Below are 20,316 nucleotides of genomic sequence, written 5' to 3'. Positions count from 1 at the left end.
GAACCCGATGCCATCGACCAACACTCTCCGCTGGGACCTTAAACTTCGCTATCGATTGATAGAAATTGTCGCCTTGTGGGAAGGTCGCCTAACCACCCGTCACTTATGTACCAGCTTTGGCATCGGGCGTCAGCAAGCCTCTAAAGATATCAACCACTACAATCGGGAGATTGCGCCCGACAATCTTAGGTACGACTCACAGCGTCGTGGCTATGTCCCCGCCCCCGGATTTAGGCCGGTGTTGACCCAGGGTTCCGCAGACGAATATCTGCATATTCTCAGCCATCAACAGGACACATCCCACGCAATCGAGGGATTAAATCTCGAATTGGCAAAAACGGAAATTCTGCAACTCCCTCCACGGCAGCTTCCACCAGAGCGTCTGCGCCTTATCGTAAAAGCGGTGCGCGAACAGCAGCGCCTGGAAATCGGCTATCTGTCACTGTCATCACCGGAAGAGGAAGACCGCATCATTTCACCTCATACCCTTGTTTATACGGGCCTAAGGTGGCATGTACGTGCATTTTGTGAAAAAAACCGCGATTTCAGAGATTTTGTATTGACCCGATTCCGTGGCACGCCGGAACTCTTGGGAGAAGCCCTGCAAAAACCTAACGCAGACCAAGCCTGGCATATACACGTAGCGGTAAAAATCGCTCCAGACCCAAGGTTGTCTCTTGCGCAACAGGACATTGTTGCGAAGGACTATGGCATGAGTAACGGCATGATGGTCATCAAAACGCGAGGAGCGCTGGTGAAATACACCTTGCAGATGCTCAATATCGATCCGCAACGGTTAGAGGAAAGTCCCCAGGCTCAGCAGCTCACCCTTGCGAATCTAGAAGAACTACAGGCCTGGTTATTTTGAGGGTATATCTGGCGAAATTTAGATCTCGCGAACCTTAGGAATCAACGCCTTTAAGACCCGGCAAATGTTGATAGAACCAGGTTTCACTGAGAGGTTTATCACCGCGCTGCAGGAACATTCGTAATTCCACCGGCTCATCACCTTCGGCTTTAACATCGAAGCTGGCTCGCCAAATACGGGTATCCATAATAGGCTCAGCTTTGATCAGACTGACCTCGCCTCGTGAGGCAGTGACCTTAACATCAGGAAATTCTCCGTATTTAAGATCTCCCAAGATGTCGCCTTCAAAATCGATGGAGAATTTGGTCACGCCCTCTGGCCGAGGTTTGCCAGGCTCACCACCTCGCCCCATGCGCGTTGCTGTGACGTGAGCCAGGTTGTCCATCGGAAAGGGATTATTCGCCTGCCAGTAGAGTCGGTAGCGATAATGCAGTTCATCCCCCGCTTTGGCAGCCTGCTTGGGCACCCAGAAAGCGGCGATGTTATCGTGAATCTCATCATCCGTTGGAATTTCAACCAGTTGAACACTGCCCTCACCCCATTTGCCAAGTGGCTCAACCCAGAGACTGGGACGGCGGTGATAGCGCACGCCGTCTAAATAGTGGGTAACTTCTCGATCTCTCTGCATCAGACCAAAGCCCCGGGGGTCTTTATCTGAAAACGACGAAACACGAGTCTTTTCGGGATTGTTCAGCTGCCGCCAGATGCGCTCTCCCCCACCGGTCCATAACTCCAAACCATCGGAATCATGTACTTCTGGGCGCCAATCCACTTTGAAAGAACGGTTCAGCTCAGAAAACCAAAACATACTGGTCAGAGGTGCGATCCCCAGACGAGCAATGTCGGAGCGTAAAAAGAGGTGCTTATCGACCTCCATGGTAACGCCCTTGTCCCGATACAACTTAAAGGCGAAAGCGCCGGTAATACTGGGACCATTCAACAGCGCATAGACGATCACCGGATCGGCTGCTGACTTGGCGGGCTGAATATAAAACTCGGTAAAATCTGGAAATTCTTCTCCTGAACCCGCGACCGTATTAACGGCGATCCCTCTCGCGGAGATTCCGTACTGCCCCTCATCACCGATGGCGCGAAAGTAAGAAGCCCCAAGAAAGGCCGTCCAATCCTGAGTTTTCCAATCCTCTCGGGCTAAATCTTCATGCAATCGAAACCCTGCAAAACCAATGTTGCCCGACAATTGATGAGCGACACTGTCTTCCGGCATATCAAAGTAGTCTGGCGTATAGACTATTTCCTTGGCCTTACCTTCTTCTAAGCGGAACATATGTACCGGTTTTGGGAAGAAGCGACCCAAATGGAAATAGGTGACCGGATAGATGCCAGAGCCGTCTGCAAACGGCGAGTAGTCCCGCTTGTAATGCAGTTTGCCATGGGCATCGTAATCAATCTGCTGCACTATCTCCGGGTCTGGTACAGCAGGCGCTTCGTAGGGGGTATCGGCCAGAGATTTGGCACGATTTATAAGATTTTCAAAACTGAAGTCTTTTTCTTCACCAAAATTCAATTTTGCATTTTCTGCAAACGTTGGAAGAGCGACTAGGCACCCCACAACAACGACGAGCGCTCGCGCGCATCGATTCCACCGATAGGCCAGTTTTCCGCCTGTTTCCATCCAAAAGTTCCTTAAGGTCCTTAACATAAAATCTCTAAGAGCTTGCAACGGTTGAACTCAAAACCGAGCTAACAGCTTTTTAACGTTGGCAAGCCGAACAAACCGCACGCAATTTTCGAGCCTGATAACCGAAAATGGTTCATCGGCAGAGATTACACGGCCCCAAACTTACATCAAGCTGAAGGCAATACAATTCAGCCTTTAGTTTGAGCACCTCATCCGACCGTCTTTCCAACAATCACGCACAACATGTCCAGGGGTTTTCAGCGACGCATTACCCAAGATATTGTCCGCATACGAAAGAATATTAAACATAAAGAACCGCTCCTTGGAACCTGGATCGGTAATTGCCTTCTAATACTAAGAATTGTAAAAACACACGGCTATCGCCAACACAAGGCTTTTATGATTAGCTAGGGCTAGTGCCCTTATGGATAGAGCCGCCAAGGTTCAGGGAAGTCAATGTCGTTACGGCCCCCGGAAATACTTCGGCCTTTTATCAAAGCCTGTATAAACGCATTGGTATTCCTATGAGAATGAACCTAATTGATGGTATTCGCGGACATCTTCTACTCGGAATGATGATCGCTCACCTGGCCTTTTCCAGTAACGATGGAGACGCCGCCAGATTCATATTGAACTTCCACCACTGGAAAGTACTCGGCATGTACGATGCGGAATTTTTTGTTCCCATCGCCGGATTTCTGATGGGATTCCTACTCCATGAAAAATGGCGAGACAACACCGCCAAATTCACGGATTTTCTTCAGTCGCGCATGATCAAGGTTTATAAGTACCAACTTTTATGCGCCATTCCGATCATGTTCTTTATCGCTTTTGATCAACCCCTGGCGGAATACGCTAAAGAGTTTGCATCGACACTGGGCAAAGTTTTTATCCTACAAGCGGGTTTCAGCTACTCCGACATTTTGCCGATATATCTCGGCTGTTTCGTGGTTTTAATCGCTGGAATATGGATAGGCTTGTACAGAAACCGCCTCTGGCTACTGGTCTACTTTGCCGCCATTTATGTGATCGGCCAGGCCGTGGTTTTCAATCAACTAAAATTCATCGCGTTTGATGTTCTCAGCTGGAGTTTTCTGTTTAACGTCTTTTTCTTGATCGGAACTTATCGCCAGGAACTGACGGAAAAGTTCGTCGGTCTGAACCTGACACTGAGATCCCTCGCGCTGGTTATCACCATCGGTTGTTGGGCTGTAATACGGATCTTTGAGCCCTTCCCAGAATTTATGACGCAACTGCCAGAGCGTACCATCAACAATTGGTATCGGATGTTACTCAATCCAATTTATATGATTTGGATTCTTTCCGTCATAGGAACCTTTGTTCTAATCATGACTTATCGTGGCGCTATGCCTGTGATCGCCTGGCCTCGCAAGGCACTGTCGTTCTACTTGAACTTGGGGTTTTTGCGCCACGTCGGATCACAGCCGTTACAGCTATTTATCGCTCACGTTTTCATTGTGAATGGTTATATCTATTCCATGAAATATTTTGGTAAGGGCTTTGAGATTCTTGGCGCAGCAATCTGTCTGACACTCTTCTTCTTATTTGCCTATCGCAAAGAAATTTGGGAGAGCATTCGCCCACGGACCAAGCCGGCTGCATCCGTGGAATAATCAACTTCCATTTTTAGATGTTTACATCAACACCTCACAACACCACATTCATCCCTTTGGTGCATAGATGCTGCACTAAGGGATGAGCTTTTTTGCGCATTGAATTTACCGATACCGATCCTCGTTGTCATGTTAGGTTCAGGCGCATTAAACTCATCACGTTAAATTTTCATTACCAATAAAACGAGCGTAGCGCATGGCAAAAAGAGTCTATCTATTCGATCAGGGAAGTAAGGATGATCGCGATCTGCTTGGTGGCAAAGGGGCTAACCTTTGTGAAATGACAAACCTGGGCTTACCCGTTCCCTACGGATTTGTGATCACCACTCCCACCTGTCTGGAGTTTTTCGAATCCGGCAACCGTTTCCCCAACCGACTCGAACAGGAATACCGAGTGGCTCTGGATTTGGTTGAGCAAAAAATGGGAGCGCATTTCGGTGACCCTGAAAATCCGCTGCTCTTCTCGGTACGATCGGGAGCCCCCGTTTCCATGCCGGGAATGATGGATACAATCCTCAACCTCGGCCTGAATGACGAAATCGTTGAAGGCATGGCGAAAAAAACCGGCAACCCACGTTTTGCCTATGACTCATACCGGCGCTTTATTCAGATGTTCGGCGATGTGGTTCTCAACGTTGATAGTGAAAAATTTGAGCACGAAATCGAAACGTACAAAGAGAAACACGGTAAAAAACTCGACACAGACATGACAGCAGATGACTGGAAAGCGGTCATCCAAACATTTAAAACCCTTGCTGATTTTCCTCAAGATCCATTTGTTCAGCTGCAAAAAGCTATTGAGGCTGTCTTCCTTTCCTGGCACACCCCTCGCGCCAACGTTTATCGGGAAATGAACAATATTCCAGATTCCATGGGCACAGCGGTAAACGTTCAAGCGATGGTATTTGGTAATTTCGGGGAGGATTCCGGATCCGGCGTTGCCTTCACTCGTAACCCTGCAACCGGTGAGCGCCTGTTCTTCGGCGAATTTCTGTTCAACTCCGCCGGTGAAGATGTGGTCGCCGGCATACGAACGCCAGAACCCATTGAGGCACTGAAAGAACGTTTACCCGCTGTTTATGACGAACTGAATACCATTCAGGCCCGCCTGGAAAAACATTATCGCGACATGCAGGATATTGAGTTCACGGTACAAGAAGGCAAGCTTTACATGCTGCAAACCCGCAGCGGTAAACGCACCGGTCGGGCAGCCATTCGCATCGCTGTCGAAATGGTGTCTGAAGGTATGATCAGCGAAAAAGAAGCCCTGCTGCGAGTCTCACCAGAACACGTAGAGGCCTTTCTTCACCCCATGGTCGATCCTTCTGCAAAAACAGAAATTGTGGCTCAAGGCCTCCCCGCCAGTCCCGGTGGCGCCACAGGTGCCGTTGTTTTCTCCGCTGACGAGGCAGTAGAAGAATGTGCCAAAGGTAAAAAAGTGGTGCTGGTACGCCGCGAAACCACACCGGAAGATATCCACGGCATGAAGGTTTCAGAGGGTATCCTGACGCAACTTGGAGGCATGACCTCACACGCAGCCGTTGTTGCCCGAGGCATGGGCGTGTGTGCGATCACCGCATGTTCCGGTTTGTCGATAAACTACAAAAACGGTGAAGCCACAACGGGTGAAGGTTTAGTCATTCGCCGCGGCGATATCATCACCCTGGACGGCACAACCGGAGAAGTCATGCTGGGAGATATCCCTAAGATCGAAGCCAGCTCCAGCGATGACTTCCAGGTTCTTCTCTCCTGGGCGGATAAGCATCGGCGCCTCAAAGTTCGCGCCAATGCGGAAACTCCAGAGGATGCCGCCAAAGCCCGAGAGCTGGGCGCAGAAGGTATCGGTCTCTGCCGCACGGAACACATGTTCTTTGAAGCGGAACGCATTGATAACATGCGCGCCATGATCCTTGCCGAAAATACCGAAGAGCGTCGCCGCTATCTGGAAAAACTGCAGGTTTATCAGCAAGAAGACATTCTCGAGCTGTTTAAAATCATGGATGGATTGCCCATTACCATCCGCCTTCTGGATCCCCCCCTACACGAATTTCTGCCACACTCAGATGCTGACATCGAAGCGCTCGCACAGAAAATTGATAAACCAGCGGATAAAATACGCGCAGCCGCTGCGAACTTAGCGGAAGTGAACCCGATGCTGGGTTTCCGTGGTTGCCGACTGTCCGTCGTCTATCCTGAAATTACCGAAATGCAGGTTAAGGCCATCATTGGCGCGGCGGTCGCCGCGGCAGAACAAGGCCTGAGCCCATTCCCGGAAATTATGATCCCACTTGTGATTAACGTTCGTGAAGTTCGTTTGATTGAAGACATCATTGATCGCTGTGTGCACGAAGTTCTGCAAAACAAAGGGATCTCGATCCCTTACAAGATCGGTACGATGATGGAAACCCCACGCGCCTGTCTCAGTGCGGATCGCTTGGCGAACGAAGTTGAGTTTATGAGCTTCGGCACCAATGACTTGACCCAGATGACCTATGGCTTTTCTCGCGATGACGCAGGCAAGTTTATTCCCGATTATCTGAACAACAAGATCATCGAGAGCGACCCGTTCGTGAATCTCGACCAACGTGCGGTCGGCAAGCTGATGGAGATGGCGATCAAAGATTCCCGCGCCCGCAAGAAAAATATCAAATATGGTATTTGTGGCGAACACGGTGGCGCCCCGCAGGCCATCCGCTTCTGTCACGAGTTAGGGCTCGACTATGTGTCCTGCAGCCCCTTCCGCGTCCCCATTGCCCGAGTTGCCGCAGCTCAGGCAAACGTTGCCAAAGACGTGTAACGGCAATTGTCACGAACAACAAAAAAGGCGCCTCGGCGCCTTTTTTGTTTAACTGAATGGAAACAGCTGATTCAACCTACTCGCCAGCATCTTCCGTCCCAGCGTCTTCAGGTAACGGCATCAGCCCATCCGTCTCGGTTCCACCCCCAGTTGTTCGGTATAAGTTGATCCGATTGGAAAGTGCTGCCAACTGCTCGCTGATCAGGGTGTCTTCTGCAGAATAGAGCGTGCGCTGAGCTTGAAGCACATTCAAATATTCTTCTACGCCGACTTCATACTGACGTGTTGACAGCGAAAGACTGTCTCTTGCCGCTGAAACCAGATCCTCCTGCGCTTGGCGCCGGTCCAGCAGGACATCTCGCTCCGCCAATGCATCCGCAACTTCTTGAAAGGCCGTCTGTATCGACAGCTCATAAGCTGCCAGCAGACTGTTACGATTCGCCCAAGCGTAATCCAAATCTGCATTGCGACTGCCAGCATCAAAGATTGGCAAAGTCACAGACGGAGAAAACGACCAGATACGCTCGCCGTCGAACAACTCAGACAAATCACCACTTGCCAATCCCCCAAGTCCTGTCAGGGAAATGGTTGGAAAATAAGCTGCCCGCGCCGCACCAATGTTCGCGTTGGCGGACTTGAGCTGGTGCTCAGCAGAGAGCACATCCGGACGCTGCAACAGCAAATCGGAAGACATGCCTTCGGGAACGCTTGCCAGCCACACCGAAGTATCTTCTGGCAAGCCTTCTGGCAACAATTCACTGGCGACCGGCGAGCCCGCCAACAGATTCAGGGCATTGCGATCCTGTGCGACAGTCGCGGTAAGGTTTGCTAAATCATATCGCGCCTGGGCTTCAACGGTTTGAGCATCGTAGACATCAAGGCGTGTGGCAACCCCGATATCATAACGTCTCTGAGCGAGCTCGAGAGAGCGCTGAGCACTTTCTCGAGTCTCTTTAGCCAACTGCAGGCGTTGACGATCCGCAGCCAGAGTCAACCAGGCGGAAACCACATCTCCAACCAACGTCAGCTGAGTCGCACGAGCCCCTTCAAAGGTCGAGAGATAGGATTCCAACGCCGTATCAGACAAGCTTTTGACGCGGCCGAAAAGATCCAATTCAAAAGCAGAGATTCCAATCGTTGCCTGGCCACTTTCCGATATTGACGTACCACCCGTCGAATCCAGACTGCGCGCCCGACTGCCATCGACAGACGCGTCGACTCCCGGCAATCGATCTGCCCGCTGTACACGATACTCAGCACGTGCGGCTTCAATATCATAGAGGGCTTGGCGCAGGTCACGACTTTCATTCAAAGACAGCTCAATAACCTGCCGAAGACGCTCATCCAGCACAAACTCACGCCACCCCAGAGTTCGAATAGACGCATCTGCGGCTTGATCCTGATTAGTGGACCAACCATCCACTACCGGTGAATCAGGGCGTTCATAGTCCGGTGCCATAGAGACACAAGCACTCAACAGCGCCGCCATCGACACCACACTGACTTTCTTACAGGTACTAACAATTTCTAACATCATAAACATCTAACTCAGGCTTCTGCGACATCTTTGCGCTTAACCAGAGAGCTCACTAAAACATAAAATAAAGGAACAAAGAAAATAGCCAACACTGTCGCAGACAAAGTACCGCCGACAATTCCCGTCCCGATGGATATGCGACTATTTGCACCAGCACCTGAAGACAGAGCCAAAGGCATAACTCCCGCGATAAAGGCCAAAGAGGTCATTAAAATTGGACGCAATCGCAAACGGGCACCTTCAATAGCGGCGGCTATGGCTGTCTTACCTCTAGCGCGAGCCTCAGCGGCGAATTCCACAATCAGAATCGCATTTTTCGAAGACAGACCTATCGTGGTTAACAAGGCAACCTGGAAGTACACATCGTTTTCCAGCCCACGTAACCAAACTGCCGTTACTGCTCCAATGATGCCGAGAGGAATCACCAAGAGAACCGAAAACGGGATCGACCAACTCTCGTAGAGTGCCGCCAGGCAGAGAAATACGATCAGGATGGATACGCCGTAAAGCAAAGGTGCCTGCCCACTTGATTGGCGCTCCTGATACGACAGTCCACTCCAGGAGTAGGTACTGCCTTCTGGCAGTCCGTTGGCGATATCCTCGATGGTATTCATCGCGTCGCCAGAACTGACGCCGTCAGAACCCTGTCCCTGAATTTGGTAAGAGGCCAAACCATTAAAACGAGCCAGACTTTCCGGCCCATATTCCCAGCGAGGCTGAGCAAAGGCAGAAAATGGCGTCATCAGATCGTTGGACCCACGTACGTGCCACTGCCCCAGGTTTTCAGGCTTCGAACGAAACTGCTCATCACCTTGCATATAAACAGTTTTCACCCGACCGCGATCCAGAAAATCATTGATATAAGTCCCCCCCCAAGCAGATGACAGAGTGCTGTTAACATCGCTCATCGACAGACCTAGCGAGCTGGCTTTAGCGGTATCAATATCAATGTGTAACTGGGGCTTATCACCGATTTCACCCGGCCGAACCGCCGTCAATGACGAATTCTGTGACGCTTGCCCCAGCAGCTGATCACGCAGGTTTTTGAGTTCTTCCCTGGACGTAGAGGCCAGAGCCTGCAATTGCAACTCGAAACCACTCGACTGACCCAGTCCTTGAATCGCTGGCGGACTCAATGAAAATATCTGGGCATCCCGAATGGAAGACAGCGCCATCGTTGCTCGCTGAGCAATGGCTTCTGCACTGTCTGTTTTTGTATCCCTTTCACTCCAATCACGCAGCGGGATAAATGCCATCCCGAGATTTTGCCCGGTACCACTAAAATTGAATCCATTGAGGGTGAAGATATCGTTGACGTTATCCCCCTCTTCTTCAAGAAAGTAGTTTTCGATCTGCTTGGCCACCTCAACCGTGCGCGTCAAGGATGCGCCTGTCGGCAAGGTAAACTGCACCATAACCTGGCCCTGGTCTTCCTGTGGCAAAAAGCCGGTAGGAATTTTAAGAAACAGAAAACACATAATTGCGATGATTATTCCGTAGCCAAGTAACCAACGCAGCGGACGTTTAACCAAAGTCGCAACTCGTCCCTCATAGCCATTGAGCATTCGATCAAAGGTGCGGTTGAACCAACCGAAAAACCCGCGCTGCTGCTCATGGTCATGAGCTGTTTCGGGCTTCAAAATGGATGCGCATAGTGCCGGAGTAATGGTCAGTGCCACCAAGACCGACAACGCCATGGATGCCACAATGGTGATCGAAAACTGACGGTAAATAACTCCCGTCGAGCCGCCAAAAAACGCCATCGGCAAAAATACAGCCGACAAAACTGTGGCAATACCCACCAATGCACCGGTAATCTCGTGCATGGATTCCTCGGTTGCCTCCCGCGGACCAACACCTTTTTCCCGCATAATCCGGTCGACGTTTTCAACGACAACAATGGCGTCGTCCACCAGCAGACCAATCGCCAGCACCATACCGAATAAGGTCAGTGTATTGATGGAATAGCCAAAAATCGCAAGTACCCCAAAGGTCCCTAAGAGCACCACAGGGACGGCAATTGCGGGAATCAGTGTTGCACGCCAGCTCTGTAAAAACAGATACATAACGACGACAACTAGGAAGATGGCTTCAAACAGAGTTTTCACCACCTCGTGAACAGAGATCTGAATAAAATCAGTACTGTCACGTGGGTAGGCAACCTTGTAGCCTTCCGGCATATCTTTCTGAAATTCAGCCACCAACGTCTTGACGCGTTCGGCGGTCGACAGCGCATTGGCACCTGGCGCCAACATCACCGCGATACCGGCACCGGGATGACGGTTGAGTCGACGAACCTCACTGTAGGATTCACTGCCGATTTCAACACGCGCCACGTCTTCCAGTCGCACGGTTGCGCCGCTGGTGTCATCTTTGACAATGATCTGACGAAATTCCTCAGGCGAGCTCAGCATGGACTGAGCCGTCACTGTCGCATTCAGTTCCTGAGTGTCACTGGTGGGCTGACCACCAATGTTACCAGCGGCGACTTGTACATTCTGAGATTCAATGGCGCTGCTGATATCCGAAGGCATCAATTTATACGATGCTAACTTGTCGGCATCCAGCCAAATTCGCATTGCGTACTCAGCACCAAACACCTGCACTTCACCAACGCCAGTAACACGAGCAATCGGATCCTGAAGCGTAGAGACCAGATAATCAGCAACGTCGATCTGACTGTCCTGATCTGTCTCGTCATAAACGGCCACAACCAACAAAAAGTCTTGCTGAGACTTACTGACGACAACACCCTGCTGCTGCACCTCGCTCGGCAAACGCGACAGGGCTTGTTGAACTTTGTTCTGTACCTGGACCTGGGCTGTATCCGGATCGGTTCCCTGCTCGAAGGTCACACGGATCGATGCTCTACCTGTTGAGCTACTGGAAGAACTGAAATACAGGAGTCCATCGATCCCTGTCAGTTGCTGCTCAAGGATCTGGGTAACACTGTTTTCTACCGTCTCTGCAGAAGCGCCTGTATAAGTCGCCGAAATGGAGACTTCAGGGGGCGCGACATTGGGATATTGAGAGATTGGCAGCTTGGTGATTGCGGCATAGCCGCCCAACATAATGACGATCGCGATCACCCAGGCAAAGACTGGGCGCTGGATAAAGAAATGAGCCATGCTTAGCCACCTACACTTTCAGACGCAGTCTTCGCAGCAGAAGCATTAAACTGTTCTGTCAAATCAACAATCTTGACATCGGCGCCCGGCGATACTTTGCTGGTACCTTCGACAATAAGACGATCTCCAGCGGCGAGACCACTGCTGATCCACCAGCGGTTGCCAATGGCTCTGTCCGCCTCAACATTCACGCGCTTCACTTTATCGTCATCTCCGAGCACCAGTGCCGTCGCGTTTCCTTCAGTGTCTCTTGTGACACCTTGCTGCGGCGCCAGTATGGCATCGGGAATTTGCGCTTCTGCCAACTCAGCTCGAACGTACATGCCCGGCAGTAGAATACCGTCTGGATTCGGGAAAACCGCCCTTAAGGTTACGGAACCTGTCTCTTCATCCACGGCAACTTCAGCGAGTTTCAATTCTCCCTGCTGGTCATAGCGACTGCCATCTTCCAACAGCAAGCTGACGCTGGCTTTTCCCGTATTGAGCGCGCGCTTGCTGAGAAGCTGGCGCAGTTTGAGCCGATCTTTACTGGATTGAGTGAAATCGACATAGATGGGATCGAGCGTTCGAATGGACGACAGAGCATCGGTCTGCTCGGCCGTAACCAACGCCCCCTCACTCACGGAGGAAATGCCAATACGACCGGAAATGGGTGCTTTGACCTTGGTAAATTCAAGATCCACCCGAGCTGACTCCACGGCTGCTTCGTAGCGGGCAATATCGGCCTTTGCCTGCTGATAATCCGCTTTGGCCTGATCCGCTTCTTGTTTGGACACACCTTCAAATTGCAGCAATTCGTCGTAACGCTCGTTGGTTAAGCGCGCGATTTCAACCGCGGCACGGGCACTTTCCAAATTGCCAACCGCTTCATCGTATGCGGCTTGGTATACTGACGGATCTATCTGATACAACAGATCCCCCGCAGCCACATCAGAGCCTTCCGTAAAAGGCATTGATTCAATAATCCCAGACACCTGCGGTCTGACTTCCGCAACCTTGACGGCGGTCGTCCTTCCGGGCAAACGCGTCGTCAGGGTCAGAGGTTCTTCCTGCAGAGTTACTGCACCGACCTCAGGTGTAGGCATAGGCCCCTGCTGAGCCTGCTCTTTCGTACACGCACTCAATCCCACGGCTACAGCAACCGCGAGTAAGAAAACTTTTGACATAACTATACAAAGAAATATGAGAATGAGCGTTCATTCTCATATACAATGACGCCATTCGTCCAGTTTAAATTGCCGCTGAGGGGGTTAAGTATTGTGAATAAATGCCACTACGGCATCGCGACCAAAGGTGCCTCTACACCACGGCTTACGGAGCTCCCGTGAAAAAATTCACCGATAACGAGCACCGCCCCTCGAAAGCTGAAAGAGATGAGCTGCGTCGCCTACAAATTCTCTCAGCAATGCGTCGCTGCGCACTGCGCCAGGGTTTCCATGCGGCCAGCATGTCTCAAATTGCTGCAGAAGCTGAACTCAGTGTAGGTCAGATTTACCGCTACTACCCCAGTAAAACCGCAATTATCGAGGATCTCGTACGCCGCCAAGTGGATGAACAGCTCGCGTTTATCGTAAGCACCGCAGGCTGCGAAAACCATGCAGGTCGACTGGCGGGAAAACTCCTCGGTGAATGCCTGGAAGACAGTGACGAACAGATGCTCTACCTGGAGATGATGGCAGAAGCATCACGCAACCCGGATGTTCGCAGCATCATGCAGGCAGCTGACCTGAGCCTTAAAAATCAAGCGGTATCTGTTCTGAAAGGTGACTTCCCCCACCTCTCCGAAGAAGAGCTGCAAGCCATTACAACATTGGTTGCCTCTCTCGGTTTCGGCAGCTCAGCCAGATTTATCAACTTCGGTATCAACGATAAGGATCGCCTACTGCGGATTTACACAGATGCGATCGCCGGTCTGTTTGAACCACAGCAGCACACCTCCGGTGCGCAATCATAGTACGCAGAACTACACGGGTTGGATTGCTGCTTGAAAACCTCTCCAACAGACGCAAAAAAGCCGACGCCTGGGGCGTCAGCTTTTGAAGATCCCCTGATGTCAGGCAAGCTCAAATTGGATAGTGACCCGGCTCGGTTTCAACGGTGATCCAGCGCAACTCCGTAAACTGATCAATCCCCGCTTTTCCACCAAAACGACCGTATCCGGAAGCTCCGACGCCACCAAAAGGCATCTGAGCTTCATCGTGAACCGTTGGACCATTAACGTGGCAGATGCCTGAGTGAATTTGCCTGGCGACTTTTAATCCTCGTGCAGCATCACGGGTAAATACCGATGCGCTCAATCCGTACTCGCTGTCATTGGCGATGCGGATTGCCTCAGCCTCGTCTTTTGCACGAATCATAGCCACCACAGGGCCAAAGCTTTCATCACGATAGATGTTCATCTCTGATGTCACGCCATCAACAACCGTCGCCGGCATCAGGACTGAGTCACTCTTACCACCGGCAATAATAGTTGCCCCTTTGGCAACAGCGTCATCGATCAAGGCATTCACTTTCGAGCAGGTGTTCATATCAACGACGGCGCCCAGAGGCGTAGCGCCTTCACGAGGATCCCCCGTCGCCATACCGCGAACTTTTTCGGCAAATTTTTCAGCGAAGGCATCAGCCACTGAATCGACAACAATTAGTCGTTCGGTTGACATACATATCTGCCCCTGATTCATAAATGCCCCAAACGAAGCCGCTTTTACCGCCTCGTCGAGATCTGCATCATCAAGAATCAGACAGGGTGCTTTGCCACCCAACTCCAATAAACAGGGTTTCAAATGTTCAGCCGCACGTTTGGCGATGATTCGACCAACGTTGGTTGAGCCGGTGAAATTAATGCGTTTAACCGCCGGATGATCAATTAGTGCACCAACCACGTCACCAGCATCCGCTGGCGCGTTGGTAACAATGTTCACCGTACCTTCAGGAAAGCCCGCCTCTGCCAGAGCTTCGATAATCAACTCATGGGTACGCGGACAGATTTCCGACGCTTTTAAGATAACGGAATTCCCACAAGCCAGGGCCGTCGCTATCGCACGGACACCGAGGATAATGGGAGCATTCCAGGGCGCAATCCCCAAAATGACGCCGACCGGCTGCCTTATAGCCATTGCCATGCAACCCGGCTTATCAGAGGGAATCACTTCGCCGTTGATTTGCGTGGTAATTGAGGCCGCTTCTCGCAACATGGAAGCCGCAAGCATCAAATTGAACATCGCCCAACCTTGTGTTGCGCCGATTTCACCCATCATGGCATCAACAAATTGATCCTTTTTACTTTCCAGGGCGGTTGCTGCTGCGGTTAACACCGCACGGCGAGCATTCGGTCCCTGGACAGACCAAGCGGCAAAGCCGGCAGCAGCCGTCTCGGCAATAGCGGCCATATCTTCAGCCTGCATGGCTCTGGCAGAACTGGCGACTTCGCTGGTCAGGGGGTTTTTTCGCTCGAAGTTCATAGACATCCCTCACGCTGTATTCGTTAAATTGTTATCGTCAGCAAAACTGTTATGGATAATAACAATTAGCGGCAAGCCAGACAATAGTCAAAAGCTCCTGAAAAATCGTCTATTTCAATGGGACGCACGATAAAAAGCCCCCCATAAAAAAGCCGGTGCTCCTGTCCGAAACACCGGCTGTAATCATGAATTCACTAAAATTTACCGAAAGGGGAAGACGCCTGCAGAAACTCTCGAATTACTGCAAATCTTCATAGGGCAAGCCCACATATTGATTGGCAATCACTTTAAGCCCTTCCTCAGAATTTAAGTAATAGTCCAGCTCTGAGTTCATAAATCGAGAAAAAGTCCTACCGTCCATATTGTTGACAGACTCATCGCCATATTCGTGCAACATATTCGACATCCACCATGAAAAACGCTCTCCGTGCCAAACTCTGCGCAGAGCAATTTCAGAATATTGCGAGATACAATCTTTATCGCCGTCTTGATAAACACGGCACATGATTTTATACAGAGTAGCGACATCAGACGCAGCCAGATTCAATCCTTTAGCACCTGTCGGCGGGACAATATGACCCGCGTCCCCAACGAGAAAAAGGCGACCGTATTGCAGAGGCTCACAAACAAACGAGCGCAACGGCGCAATACTCTTTTCAATGCTTGGACCAGTAACCAGGTCGGAAACGGCGCCCGCAGGTAAGCGCTTCTTCAGCTCCTCCCAGAAAGCCTCATCGCTCCAATTCTCAATCTTATCGGTCAGCGGAACTTGCAGGTAATATCGAGAGCGTGTTTCAGAGCGCATACTCGCTAACGCGAAGCCACGCTCGCTTTTGCAGTAAATCAATTCGTGACTGACCGGAGGCGTATCACTGAGCAAACCTAGCCAACCAAAGGGATAAACTCGTTCATGCTCTGTGCGTTCAGATTCCGGTATTGTCTTACGGCTCACACCATGAAAACCGTCACAGCCGGCAACATAGTCGCAGTCGAGTCGCCAACTCTCGCCTTGATAGTCGAAGGTAACATACGGGTTTTCTGATTTCGGATCCTGAATCGAGACATTGCTGGCTTCGTAGTAGGTCGGCAATGCTGCCGTCTGGCGAGCGTCCATCAGGTCGCGGGTAATTTCAGTCTGACCATAACAAACGACCGTCTTACCCCCAGTGAGCTTCTTGAGATCCACGCGAGTTCGATTGCCATGAACGGCGATCTCAACGCCATCATGCACCTGCCCTTCAGCCTCCATACGCTCGGCAACACCAGCTTCTCTCACCAAATCGGCAAAACCTTGCTCCAAAATACCTGCGCGAATTCGACCCAGTACATAGTCGCCGGTGACGCGCTCTAAAATGACATTATCAATGCCCTGTTTCGCGAGCAGCTGACCCAACAGCAATCCGGAAGGACCTGCGCCAATAATAGCCACCTGTGTTTTTATCGTTTGCATAGGATTTACCTGACTTATACATTTTTTTCCAGATTAGCCCACTAGCAGCCCTTGGTTAATTCACAATTCTCGCAATTTATTGTACTTTTCAATCAAAACTCCCTTATTAACCACAACTCAATATGTCACGAACAGCAAACAATACAGGACATCAAACCGCCCCGGTTTACGGACTCTATGGCGATTTAGACATCGATAGTGACCCGGGTTTTGTACATATAGAAGAGATTGTAGATCGCAGCAGTGATGCGGGGTGGAGGATCAAACCCCACCGCCATAGCCACCTCTTTCAGGTACTCTGCATCTTTGATGGCGAGCTGGAGGTGCAACTCGGAGAGCAGACCCACGCCCTCTCGGGCAACTGGATTGTGACCGTACCGCCGGCACTGCTGCACGGTTTCCGCTTTAAACCGGACAGCGATGGTTTTGTACTTTCCGTCGCCGACCCCATTTTATCTAACACCAGCGGAGACCCACTGGCCAGTATCGGATCTGAATTTCTGCTCGCGCCGCATCTTTTTCAAGCTCAAGGAACCGAACCGGACTACCTGAATTTTCTAGCGACGATTGAGATGACAAAACGAGAATTTCGGACTTACCGTCCAGACCAACGACAGGCTTTGGAGCTCTTGTGCAAGCTCACGCTGATGGCACTGAGACGCTTGTTACGGCAGGAACATCTCATCAGCGCATCAACAATGGCAGAAACCCGTTCTCTGGTTACCTTTCGAACACTGGTGGAGAATCACTACCGGGAACACTGGAGCGTTGCCCGCTATGCTGAAGAACTCCACTTATCAACCTCAACCTTGAATCGGTTGTGCCACAAATGTCTCGACCGCAGTCCGAAAAGCATTTTACAGGAACGTGTCTATGGAGAAGCCAAACGCCGCCTGATCTATACCCAGCAATCGTTGGAAGAGATTGCCGACACTCTGGGATTCAAGGATCAGGCGTATTTCGCGCGTTTTTTTAAAAAGATGGCCGGTGAAACCGCCGGCAGCTTTCGCCGTCATACCAATTCCATTAAAGGCGACGACGGCTAAGAGAGCCCAAACAATCAGAACTCTTCCGTATCAATTTCCGCTTGGGTTCCCGCTGGATAACGAGGACCTTGAACGGTTTCTTGGTTGAATATTTCAGATGCTTCTTGAAGGGCAACAATGTTGAGATTGAGCGACAGCGTTTCCATATTTTCCTGTAGATGTGCAATTGAGCGAGTTCCAGGAATAGGAATAATATGTTCGTCCTGCTGCAACAGCCAATACAGTGCCAGTTGACCGGGCGTACAGCCATTGTCTGCCGCCAGCGCCTGCAACTTATTCAACAGCTCACTGTTTGCTGCGAAATTTGGCTCTTGAAACCGCGGCATGCCTCGCCGAATATCCTTTTCAGCCAGATCGTCCGGGCTGGATACACCGGCACTGAGAAACCCCCGCCCAAGCGGACTAAAAGCAACAAACGCTGCTCCCAATTCCCGGCAGGCATCCAGCACAGCAATCTCAGCATTGCGAGTCCACAGGGAATATTCGGTTTGCACGGCAGTAATCGGATGCACGCTGTGAGCTTTGCGCAACGTTTCTGCGGAGATTTCCGATAACCCAATTGCGCCAATCTTACCTGCCTCAACCATGCGCGCCAAAGCGCCAACACTTTCTTCGACAGGAACCTGTTGATCCCAGCGATGCAGGTAATAAAGATCTATGTGGTCCGTTTGTAGACGCTGTAGCGCAGCATCCAACGTCGCAACAAGTGTCTCTGGGCGACCATCGATAACTCGCTTGCCATCGACACCGGTCATACCACATTTACTGGCCAGATGAATCTCGCTGCGCATGCCCTGCAATGCCTTACCAACCAGCGTTTCGTTGGCTCCGAAGCCGTAAAGGGCTGCTGTATCAAAATGTCTTACACCGATATCAAAGGCGGTATGTAACAGCTTGATGGCGTCTTCCTCACTGGGAGGATGACCGTAGGCGTGACTTAAATTCATACACCCAAGCCCAATTGAGGGAACCGAGGTGTTGCCGATTTTTCGTTCTTGCATGGGATTCTCCTTTTGCACTCAGCCACCATAGGCAATAAACCGGTGGCGATATCAGCAAATTAAACCGTTATAGTGTATAGCATCTGCTGACGCATCCAAAACCAATTGCCATTATGTCAATACGGAAGACGCCTACTATTTAGACGTCTTTTAGACCCAAATGCCACAACACAACTCATGCCACCTAAATCTACATAAACGATAATTCTGGCGTATAGCCCTTACCTAAATCGATAACATCTTCGCTTTTTGACCCCCGTCATGACATTGCACATTGCCCTGTAAGCCTCTAGAGTGGCGCGCATGAAATCACGCCCATCCGATCACCTCCGCTTATGACCACGTCTGCACTTTTCCGATTGGCCCCTTTTCGGCGCTACTTTTACGCCATGTGCCTGTCGACGATGGGGACCTGGGTAAATCGATTTTTGTTGGGCTGGAGCGCCTGGGAGCTAACTCATTCAGCCATGTGGGTGGGAATCACCAGCGCCGGGATGTTGCTTCCCACGTTTCTCTTTTCTCCAATTTTTGGTGTTTTATCTGATCGCATCGATTTGCGTAACGGATTACTGACAACACTTACCAGTCAGGCATTGGTCGCCGCTCTTGCCACCCTCGCCCTCAGCTACGACTGGTTCAATCTATACTGGCTCTTGTCTCTGGTCGTTCTTACCGGCGTTATCGGTGCCGCCCACTCCCCCATTCGCCTGGCAATGGTACCGAGACTCGTCAATCGTGAACTCTTACCCAATGCCATTGGCATTTCAGCCATTATCTTTAATCTCGCCCGGATTCTTGGTCCTTCTCTCGCGGGATGGCTGATTCACAAAGTTTCTCCAGCCGTCGCTTTCGGCATTGGTACAGCGCTCTACGCCGCCTCAGTAATCGCCATGGCGACCGTACACGGCATTCGCGCCGAGGGAGAACCTTCAAAAAATTCGATGTGGTCTGATTTGGGGGCTGGCTTTCGATTTTCGATGACGACGCCAGTGATTCGTCTAATTCTATGCATGACCCTGTTAAATGGCTTACTCGGTAGAACCATCATCGAACTATTGCCTGCGTTTTCCGGAAAACTCCTCGACGGTACGGCAGCGACCCTGGCGTTTCTAACCGCATGTGCCGGTGGCGGCTCCATTTTTGGAGGGCTGATATTGACGCGTTACCGCAGCGATGAACACGCACTGGTGCGCCTGGTCGTGTTCAGCCTATTGAGTGCAGCGCTCTGTGTCCTACCGGTTTATTGGACAACGGCTCTTTACCCAGTGGCTGGCATCATTTTCTATTTGAGCCTGGCCACGACGATGGCAGGCATTGGCAGCCAGGCATTGTTGCAACTTATTGTGGCTGACGAATACCGGGGCCGAGTAATGAGTTTCTGGACGGTGTTCAGTATGGGGGCTCCCGCCGTTGGCAGCTTCGCTATGGGAGCACTCGCCGATCAATTCGGCTTCGTAGCGACCATCCTGGGTTTCGCATGCGCTGCTATTGTTGCGGATATCCTCTTGTCTCGCGCCATCAGGCCGGCCAGCTTTCATTCGCCGGAACAGGAAAACGCCCCCACTTAACCCCTGAACTTCGCCAATTTTCACGCCATCCTTTCGACTGAGGATCCCGTTAGCAGCGAGAGATTTTCAACTTTCTTTGAAGTACTGCACAAATGAGTCAATTGAAGAGAAATTGGGCAGATTGAAAACCCACGAATGACGAACAGGACGCATTTTCAGAGCGATTCATCCGCCATAATCGAAAAAA

Annotated in this window: 13 protein-coding genes; 6 read left to right on the top strand and 7 right to left on the bottom strand. The window is 50.9% G+C overall.

From position 1 onward, the window contains the following. Positions 1-7 precede the first annotated feature (7 nt). On the top strand, positions 8-868 hold the full coding sequence (locus tag ACXAFR_RS09370) for a helix-turn-helix transcriptional regulator (RefSeq protein WP_475175982.1): 861 nt from the start codon (positions 8-10) through the stop codon (positions 866-868). A gap of 34 nt (positions 869-902) precedes the next feature. On the opposite strand, the gene ACXAFR_RS09365 is transcribed toward ACXAFR_RS09370, so the two are convergent. Next, the gene (locus ACXAFR_RS09365; RefSeq protein WP_475175980.1) at positions 903-2,501 is read right to left on the bottom strand and encodes an OpgD/OpgG family glucan biosynthesis protein; all 1,599 of its coding nucleotides are present in this window, start codon (positions 2,499-2,501) and stop codon (positions 903-905) included. Between the two features lie 530 nt (positions 2,502-3,031). Here ACXAFR_RS09365 and ACXAFR_RS09360 point away from each other — a divergent pair. Both ACXAFR_RS09360 and ppdK read left to right on the top strand, forming a co-directional pair. Further along, on the top strand, positions 3,032-4,141 hold the full coding sequence (locus ACXAFR_RS09360) for an acyltransferase family protein (protein WP_475175978.1): 1,110 nt from the start codon (positions 3,032-3,034) through the stop codon (positions 4,139-4,141). Positions 4,142-4,337: 196 nt separating this feature from the next. Next, positions 4,338-6,938: a pyruvate, phosphate dikinase gene (gene ppdK / locus ACXAFR_RS09355; RefSeq protein ID WP_475175977.1), complete on the top strand. Its 2,601-nt coding sequence runs from the start codon at positions 4,338-4,340 to the stop codon at positions 6,936-6,938. Positions 6,939-7,014: 76 nt separating this feature from the next. Here the strand turns inward: ppdK and ACXAFR_RS09350 are convergent, their stop codons facing one another. From ACXAFR_RS09350 to ACXAFR_RS09340, 3 genes are read right to left on the bottom strand one after another with little or no spacing between them, the layout of a single operon-like run. Continuing rightward, the gene (locus tag ACXAFR_RS09350; RefSeq protein ID WP_475175975.1) at positions 7,015-8,475 is read right to left on the bottom strand and encodes an efflux transporter outer membrane subunit; all 1,461 of its coding nucleotides are present in this window, start codon (positions 8,473-8,475) and stop codon (positions 7,015-7,017) included. Between the two features lie 11 nt (positions 8,476-8,486). Continuing rightward, the gene (locus ACXAFR_RS09345; RefSeq protein WP_475175972.1) at positions 8,487-11,603 is read right to left on the bottom strand and encodes an efflux RND transporter permease subunit; all 3,117 of its coding nucleotides are present in this window, start codon (positions 11,601-11,603) and stop codon (positions 8,487-8,489) included. A gap of 2 nt (positions 11,604-11,605) precedes the next feature. Beyond that, on the bottom strand, positions 11,606-12,769 hold the full coding sequence (locus ACXAFR_RS09340) for an efflux RND transporter periplasmic adaptor subunit (RefSeq protein WP_475175970.1): 1,164 nt from the start codon (positions 12,767-12,769) through the stop codon (positions 11,606-11,608). A gap of 158 nt (positions 12,770-12,927) precedes the next feature. Between ACXAFR_RS09340 and ACXAFR_RS09335 the strand changes: the two genes are divergently transcribed. Further along, a complete protein-coding gene (locus ACXAFR_RS09335; protein ID WP_475175968.1) occupies positions 12,928-13,557 on the top strand; it encodes a TetR/AcrR family transcriptional regulator in 630 nt (209 codons plus the stop codon). 109 nt (positions 13,558-13,666) lie between these two features. Here ACXAFR_RS09335 and ACXAFR_RS09330 read toward each other — a convergent pair whose 3' ends face one another. Further along, a complete protein-coding gene (locus ACXAFR_RS09330; RefSeq protein ID WP_475175965.1) occupies positions 13,667-15,064 on the bottom strand; it encodes an aldehyde dehydrogenase in 1,398 nt (465 codons plus the stop codon). Positions 15,065-15,302: 238 nt separating this feature from the next. Further along, positions 15,303-16,514: a 4-hydroxybenzoate 3-monooxygenase gene (gene pobA / locus ACXAFR_RS09325; protein WP_475175963.1), complete on the bottom strand. Its 1,212-nt coding sequence runs from the start codon at positions 16,512-16,514 to the stop codon at positions 15,303-15,305. A 122-nt stretch (positions 16,515-16,636) separates the two neighbouring features. Between pobA and ACXAFR_RS09320 the strand changes: the two genes are divergently transcribed. Beyond that, positions 16,637-17,560 carry a helix-turn-helix domain-containing protein gene (locus ACXAFR_RS09320; RefSeq protein ID WP_475175962.1) on the top strand — a complete coding sequence of 308 codons (924 nt, stop codon included), beginning with the start codon at positions 16,637-16,639 and terminating at the stop codon, positions 17,558-17,560. A gap of 14 nt (positions 17,561-17,574) precedes the next feature. Here the strand turns inward: ACXAFR_RS09320 and ACXAFR_RS09315 are convergent, their stop codons facing one another. Then, positions 17,575-18,561 carry an aldo/keto reductase gene (locus ACXAFR_RS09315; protein WP_475175960.1) on the bottom strand — a complete coding sequence of 329 codons (987 nt, stop codon included), beginning with the start codon at positions 18,559-18,561 and terminating at the stop codon, positions 17,575-17,577. A gap of 335 nt (positions 18,562-18,896) precedes the next feature. Between ACXAFR_RS09315 and ACXAFR_RS09310 the strand changes: the two genes are divergently transcribed. Further along, positions 18,897-20,129, top strand: a complete 1,233-nt coding sequence (locus ACXAFR_RS09310) for an MFS transporter (protein WP_475175959.1) — start codon at positions 18,897-18,899, stop codon at positions 20,127-20,129. The last annotated feature ends 187 nt before the right edge of the window (positions 20,130-20,316 follow it).

The organism is Pseudomaricurvus sp. ABR4_320, from assembly GCF_056159445.1.
This window is presented reverse-complemented; position numbering and strand designations above follow the sequence as displayed.